The organism is Bradyrhizobium sp., from assembly GCF_019242285.1.
Lineage (GTDB): Bacteria > Pseudomonadota > Alphaproteobacteria > Rhizobiales > Xanthobacteraceae > Bradyrhizobium.
The window spans coordinates 22425-28696 of the sequence record NZ_JAFAVV010000609.1 but is presented as its reverse complement, the minus strand read 5'-3'; the positions used below and the strand labels follow the sequence as shown (position 1 = coordinate 28696).

At 66.0% G+C, this 6272-nt stretch carries 5 protein-coding genes; all 5 read left to right on the top strand.

Annotated features, from left to right (window positions below):
• Positions 1-635 precede the first annotated feature (635 nt).
• The 5 genes from JOY90_RS24990 to JOY90_RS24970 all read left to right on the top strand — a co-directional run bounded on the left by JOY90_RS24990 (position 636) and on the right by JOY90_RS24970 (position 6191).
• Positions 636-1445, top strand: coding sequence for a crotonase/enoyl-CoA hydratase family protein (locus JOY90_RS24990; RefSeq protein ID WP_291693782.1), 810 nt, complete (start codon positions 636-638; stop codon positions 1443-1445).
• Positions 1442-3343, top strand: a complete 1902-nt coding sequence (locus JOY90_RS24985; RefSeq protein ID WP_291693781.1) for a feruloyl-CoA synthase — start codon at positions 1442-1444, stop codon at positions 3341-3343. Before JOY90_RS24990 ends, JOY90_RS24985 begins: the two co-directional genes overlap by 4 nt.
• Before the next feature lie 220 nt (positions 3344-3563).
• Positions 3564-4325 (top strand): SDR family NAD(P)-dependent oxidoreductase, encoded by a 762-nt coding sequence (locus JOY90_RS24980; RefSeq protein ID WP_291693780.1) that lies wholly within the window; start codon positions 3564-3566, stop codon positions 4323-4325.
• Positions 4326-4536: 211 nt separating this feature from the next.
• Positions 4537-4956 (top strand): thioesterase family protein, encoded by a 420-nt coding sequence (locus JOY90_RS24975; protein ID WP_291693784.1) that lies wholly within the window; start codon positions 4537-4539, stop codon positions 4954-4956.
• An 83-nt stretch (positions 4957-5039) separates the two neighbouring features.
• The gene (locus JOY90_RS24970; RefSeq protein ID WP_291693779.1) at positions 5040-6191 is read left to right on the top strand and encodes an ABC transporter substrate-binding protein; all 1152 of its coding nucleotides are present in this window, start codon (positions 5040-5042) and stop codon (positions 6189-6191) included.
• The last annotated feature ends 81 nt before the right edge of the window (positions 6192-6272 follow it).

Sequence of the window (6272 nt, the reverse complement as noted above, 5' to 3'; positions counted from 1 at the left end):
CGCCCGTCCCGCCTCGATGAGAGGGGCGCATCGCGATCGTCACGACACGCGGGGTGGGATGCGATGGACGTGACGCGTCGCCGGACGAGCGGCGCCGTTGCGGACTGCGAAAGCGTGTGGTCCTGATCCCGCGACGCTGGGATCAAGCCTGCTGTCGATGATCGGCAGGCGAGGGTGGCAAGAAAGCCCGTTCACCCGGGAGAGCACGCCATAAGCGTTAACACCATCGCGCAGGGAATGCCGGTGATCTCGGCTGAACCTGTGGTTCCTGCCCCGTGCGTTCTTGTTGCACGGGGGCCATGGGTGAGGCTGGTTCACCCGGCATTCCCTGCGCCCTCCTGGTTTTCGGAGGGTGGATCATTGCACAGCCCGGGCATTTTCATGCCGCGGCAACGCGGACGCATGTCGCGACGCGCGTCGGGTGCGAGCGCGACGATGCTCCGCATCGCGCGGAGCACCGTGCCCACCATCCGTCGACAGCATTGCGTTGAATGGTGGGCACGCTCCTGCCTTGCGCGGCACGCTCTGGTGCAAGACGTGCTTTGGCCCCTACGGCTTTCCCGCAAGGCGACAGCGATTGACTCCACCGCCAATAGTTATAAAACATAACTATTCTGCAAAGGACATAAACCCCGATGGGAGACGCCGTTCACGCCGCAGCCGCGGGCCCTTCCGCGCTGCTGAAGATCGCGAGGAGGGGCGCGGTTCTGACCGTTGGCCTCAACCGTCCGGCCAAGCGCAACGCGCTGAACGACGGTATCATCCTCGCGATCGGGGACTGTTTTGGGAGCCTCCCCGACGACGTCGGCGCCGTCGTGATCCACGGCATCGGCGATCATTTTTCCTCCGGCCTCGACCTTTCCGAGCTCGCCGACCACGACGCGACCGAGGGTCTGACCCATTCGCAGATGTGGCACCGTGTGTTCGACCGCATCCAGTACAGCCGCGTTCCCGTCATCGCCGCGCTGCAGGGCGCGGTGATCGGCGGCGGGCTGGAGCTGGCCTGCGCCGCCCATATCCGCGTCGCCGAGCCGTCCGCCTATTTCGCGCTGCCGGAGGGCCAGCGCGGCATCTTCGTCGGCGGGGGCGGCTCGGTGCGCCTGCCGCGCCTCATCGGCGTTCCCCGAATGATGGATATGATGCTCACGGGGCGGGTGTATTCTGCCACCGAAGGCTCGGCCTACGGTTTTGCGCAATACCTCGTCGAGGCCGGCGGCGCGCTTTCGAAGGCGCTCGAGCTCGCCGAGCGGGTCGCGGCCAACGCGCCGCTGACCAATTTCGCGGTGCTGCAGGCGCTGCCGATGATCGCGGAGGCCAACCCGCAGACCGGCCTCCTGATGGAGTCGCTGATGGCGACGGTGGCGCAGAGCGACAAGGAGGCCAAGCGGCGGATCAAGGCCTTTCTCGAGCACAAGACCGCCAAGGTGAAACCGGGTCAGTCATGAGTACGCAAGCGGACATTGTGAGGACAGCGGCGGCCGGCGACGGCCGGGCGCGGGGGACTGTTGCGCCGCTGCGGCCGATCTCGTTCAGGGATCCCGAGGTCGCGATCGAACGCAGGACCGACGGCACGATCTATCTCCGCCCGACATTATCGCTGGGCCATTATCCGGTGCGGCTGACCGATCCGCTGCAGCATTGGGCCGCCGCCGCCTCCGATCGCGTCTTCATGGCCGAGCGTCGCGGCGGTCGGGGCTGGCGCGAGCTTTCCTATGGCGAGCTGCTGGCCGCAAGCCGGCACATCGCCTCCGCCCTGATCAAGCGCGGGCTCTCGGCCGAGCGGCCGGTCGTGATCCTGTCAGGCAATTCGATCGACCACGCGCTGCTGGCCTTCGGCGCGCTCTACGCGGGGGTGCCGTTCTGCCCGGTGTCGCCGGCCTACTCGCTGATCTCCCGGGATCACGGCAAGCTCACCCATGTGCTGAAGCTGCTGACGCCCGGCCTGGTGTTCGCCGACGACGCCGACAAATTCGCCGAGGTGTTTTCCGAGAGTGTGCCGGCGGGCACCGAGATCGCCGCCTCCTATGGCGACGTGCCCGGGCGCGACGTCACCTGGCTCGCCGACCTGATGGCGGGGCCCCTGCATCCCGGCCTCGACGCGCGCCATGCGCGGATCGGGCCCGACACCATCGCAAAATTCCTGCTCACGTCCGGCTCGACCGGCAATCCCAAGGCGGTCATCAATACCCATCGCATGGTCTGCGCCAACCAGGTGATGGTGCGGGACACTATGGCGTTCCTGAAGGACGAGCCACCGGTCATCGTCGACTGGCTGCCCTGGAACCACACGTTTGGCGGCAACCACAACGTTGGGCTGGTCCTGTTCAACGGCGGCTCGATGTATCTCGACCAGGGCAAGCCGACGCCCGGGGGCATCGAGGAAACCGTGCGCAATTTGCGCGAGGTGTCGCCGACGGTCTATTTCAACGTGCCCAAGGGCTACGAGGCCTTGTTGCCCTATCTGCGTGAGGACACAGCGTTGCGGAAGAACTTCTTCCGCCGCCTGCACGCGATGTTCTTCTCAGGCGCTGCGCTCGCCCCGCACATCTGGGAGGGCCTCGATGAGCTTTCCGCGCGGGAGACAGGCGCGCGGGTGCCGATGCTGACCGGCCTCGGGGCGACCGAGAGCGCGCCCTTCTTCATGTCGGTCAATCCGCGCACCAGCCGTTCCGGCCATGTCGGCCTGCCGGCCTCCGGCAGCGAGGCCAAGCTCGTGCCCAACAACGGCAAGCTGGAGGTGCGCTGCAAGGGCCCGAACGTCACGCCGGGCTATTGGCGCCAGCCGGAGCTCACGAAGGCCGCATTCGACGAGGAAGGCTTCTACAAGTTCGGCGACGCGCTGAAGCCGGCCGATCCGAACGATCTTCACGCCGGCTTCGATTTCGACGGCCGCCTCACCGAGGATTTCAAGCTTGTCAGCGGCACCTGGGTCAGCGTCGGCCCGCTGCGCGCGCGTTTCATCTCGACTTGCGCACCGCTGGTGCGAGACGTCGTGATAACAGGCATCAACCGCGACGAGATTTCCGCGCTGGTCGTGCTCGATCTCGACGGCTGCCGCCTGATCAATCCGACGCTGCCGCAGGACGACATTGCCGTCAGCGCCGCCGACCCGCTGGTGCGCGACGCCTTCCGCGACCGCCTGATGCAACTGCTCGGCACCTCGACCGGCTCCTCCAACCGCATCACCCGTGCCATCCTGATCGACGGGCCGCTCTCGATCGACCGCGGCGAGGTCACCGACAAGGGCTCGATCAACCAGCGCGCGGTGCTGGAGCATCGCAAGGACCTGATCGACGAACTCTATGCGCCGTCGCCGTCGGCGCGTGTCATCACGGCCGGCTAGATGGGAGCTAGCCGAATGGACCGAGTTCACCGCGAGTCGTTCTTACCTCGCCCCGCTCGGGGAGAGGTCGCATCGCATCGAAGATGCGATGCGGGTGAGGGGAAGTCTCCGCGAGTCCCACTCTCACCGAATTCGCGGCAGGCCCTCACCCCAACCCTCTCCCTGTGAAGAACGGGGAGAGCGAGAACAGATATCGAGAAATTCGTTAAAGGAGATCATCATGCTGTTGAAGGATCAGGCCGCGATCGTCACCGGCGGCGCCTCGGGACTGGGCGCCGCGACCGCGCGAAAGCTGGCGGCGCAGGGCGCCAAGGTCGCCGTCTGCGATCTCAACACCAAACTGGCCGAGCAGGTCGCGGCCGAGATCAAGGGCGTTGCGGTGACCTGCGACGTTGCCGATGCGGCTTCTGCCGAGGCCGCGATTGCCGCTGCCGGCAACGCACACGGCCCGGCGCGCGTCCTGGTCAACTGCGCCGGCATCGGCGTCGCCAAGCGCGTGGTCGGCCGAGACGGCCCGCATCCGCTGGCCGATTTCGAGAGGGTCATCAGGATCAACCTGATCGGCTCCTTCAATATGCTGCGGCTCGCGACGTCAGTGATGTCGAAGCTGGAGCCGCTGGCGGGCGGCGAGCGGGGCGTCGTGATCAACACCGCGTCGGTTGCGGCCTATGACGGCCAGATCGGACAGGCCGCCTATTCGGCCTCGAAGGGCGGCATCGTCGGCATGACCCTGCCGATCGCACGCGAGCTCGCGCAGTTCGGCATCCGGGTGCTCACCATCGCGCCCGGCCTGTTCCTGACGCCGCTGCTCGGCGCCCTGCCGCAGGAAGCGCAGGATTCGCTCGCCGCCGCGATTCCCTTCCCGCACCGGCTTGGCCAGCCGGAGGAATTCGCCGCGCTCGCGCTGCACATGGTCGAGAATTCCTATCTCAACGGCGAGGTGATCCGGCTCGACGCCTCGCTGCGCATGGCCCCGAAGTAGGCTTTGTTTCTGATATGGCACCAACATCGCCAAGCGCTCGGTCTCACCTCTTCCCATCGGGGAGAGGCCGGATCGCATCGCCAGATGCGATCCGGGTGAGGGCGCTCGCTCCTTCGATAGACCGTAACCCCTCACCCGCGCCTTCGGCGCGACCTCTCCCGATGGGAGAGGTGGCACCGTGCCCGCCGCAGAATCGAAGGTAACAACAGCGATGTTCGTGCACCGGCGCGAGGTCCAGATCCAGTGGGGCGATTGCGACCCTGCCAACATCGTCTATTACCCGCGCTATTTCGCGATGTTCGACGACTCGACCTCGATCATGTTCGAGGCCGCCGGTTTTTCCAAACAGGATATCATCCATAATTACGGGCTGGTCGGCATTCCCATGGTCGACACCCGCGCCAAGTTCTACATCCCCTCGACCCATGGCGACTGGATCGCGATCGAGAGCCGCATCGAAAGCATCAAGCGCTCGAGCTTCGAGGTGATCCACAGGGTCTACAAGGGCGAGGCGCTCGCGATCGAGGCGTGGGAGACCCGCGTCCTGGTCGGGCGCGACCCGCAGAATCCCGACAGGTTGAAATCGGCGCCGTTCCCGGTGGAGATCGTCGACAAGTTCATGAAGGGCTGAATGTCGCACCACCTGAATTGAGGGGTTGTACGGTCGCACGAAATTTGATCTGCGTTTCGACAACATTTTCAAGGGAGGAATGAATGAAGAGGGCTCTGTTGTCTGCCGCCGCGCTCGCGGCGCTTCTGATGCTGCCGGGCGTGCCGGCTGTCGCCGAGACCAATGAGATCGTGATCGGGATCACCACCACCACGACCGGGCCGGCGGCCGCGCTCGGCATTCCCGAGCGCAACGCGCTGGAATTCGTGCCGAAGGAGATCGGCGGCGTGCCGCTGAAGGTGATCGTGCTCGACGACGGCGGCGATCCGACCACCGCCACCACCAATGCGCGGCGCTTCGTCACCGAATCCAAGGCCGACATCATCATGGGGTCGGCGACGACGCCGCCCACCATCGCGGTCTCGAACGTCGCCAACGAGGCCGGCATTCCGCATTTCGGCCTGGCGCCGTTCCCGATCACGCCGGAGCGCGCCAAATGGTCGGTCGCCATGCCGCAGCCGATCCCGATCGTCGGCAAGGCGGTCTACGACCACATGAAGGCGCACAACGTCAAGACCGTCGGATATATCGGCTATTCCGATTCCTACGGCGACCTCTGGTTCAACGATTTCAAGGCGCAGGGCGTGCCGATGGGCATGGCGGTGGCCGACGAGGAGCGTTTTGCCCGCCCCGATACGTCGGTCACGGGGCAGGTGCTGAAGCTCGTCGCCGCCAATCCCGACGCGATCCTGGTCGGCGCCTCCGGCACCGCCGCGGCGCTGCCGCAGACCGAATTGCGCGAGCGCGGCTACAGGGGCCTGATCTACCAGACCCATGGCGCCGCCAGCATGGATTTCATCCGCATCGCCGGCAAGGCGGCGGAAGGCGTGATCATGGTCTCGGGCCCGGTGATGGATCCCGAAGACCAGCCGGTCGAGGCCGCAACCAAGAAGCCCGGCATGGATCTGGTCAAGGCGTATGAGGCGAAGTACGGGCCGAACAGCCGCAGCCAGTTCGCCGGCCATTCCTATGACGCGTTCCTCGTGCTCGAGCGCATCATTCCGGTGGCGTTGAAGACGGCCAAGCCGGGCACCCCGGAATTCCGCGAGGCGATCCGCCAGGCGCTGCTGACCGAGCGCGAGATCGCGGCGAGCCAGGGCGTCTATAACTTCACCGAGAAGGACCGCTACGGCCTCGACGAGCGCTCGCGCATCCTGCTCACGGTGAAGGACGGCAAGTACACGCTGGTGAAGTGAGGAGGGGACGCTTTCCGCATAAGTTGAATGCGCCCGGTACGAGGCGCCCCGAAGCGGCAATGTGTCGATGTCCGCGCCGTG

Bases quoted from the DNA above. Each gene is read 5' to 3' on its own strand.
- JOY90_RS24990 (WP_291693782.1), top strand. From the start codon at position 636: ATGGGAGACGCCGTTCACGCCGCAGCCGCGGGCCCTTCCGCGCTGCTG.
- JOY90_RS24985 (WP_291693781.1), top strand. From the start codon at position 1,442: ATGAGTACGCAAGCGGACATTGTGAGGACAGCGGCGGCCGGCGACGGC.
- JOY90_RS24980 (WP_291693780.1), top strand. From the start codon at position 3,564: ATGCTGTTGAAGGATCAGGCCGCGATCGTCACCGGCGGCGCCTCGGGA.
- JOY90_RS24975 (WP_291693784.1), top strand. From the start codon at position 4,537: ATGTTCGTGCACCGGCGCGAGGTCCAGATCCAGTGGGGCGATTGCGAC.
- JOY90_RS24970 (WP_291693779.1), top strand. From the start codon at position 5,040: ATGAAGAGGGCTCTGTTGTCTGCCGCCGCGCTCGCGGCGCTTCTGATG.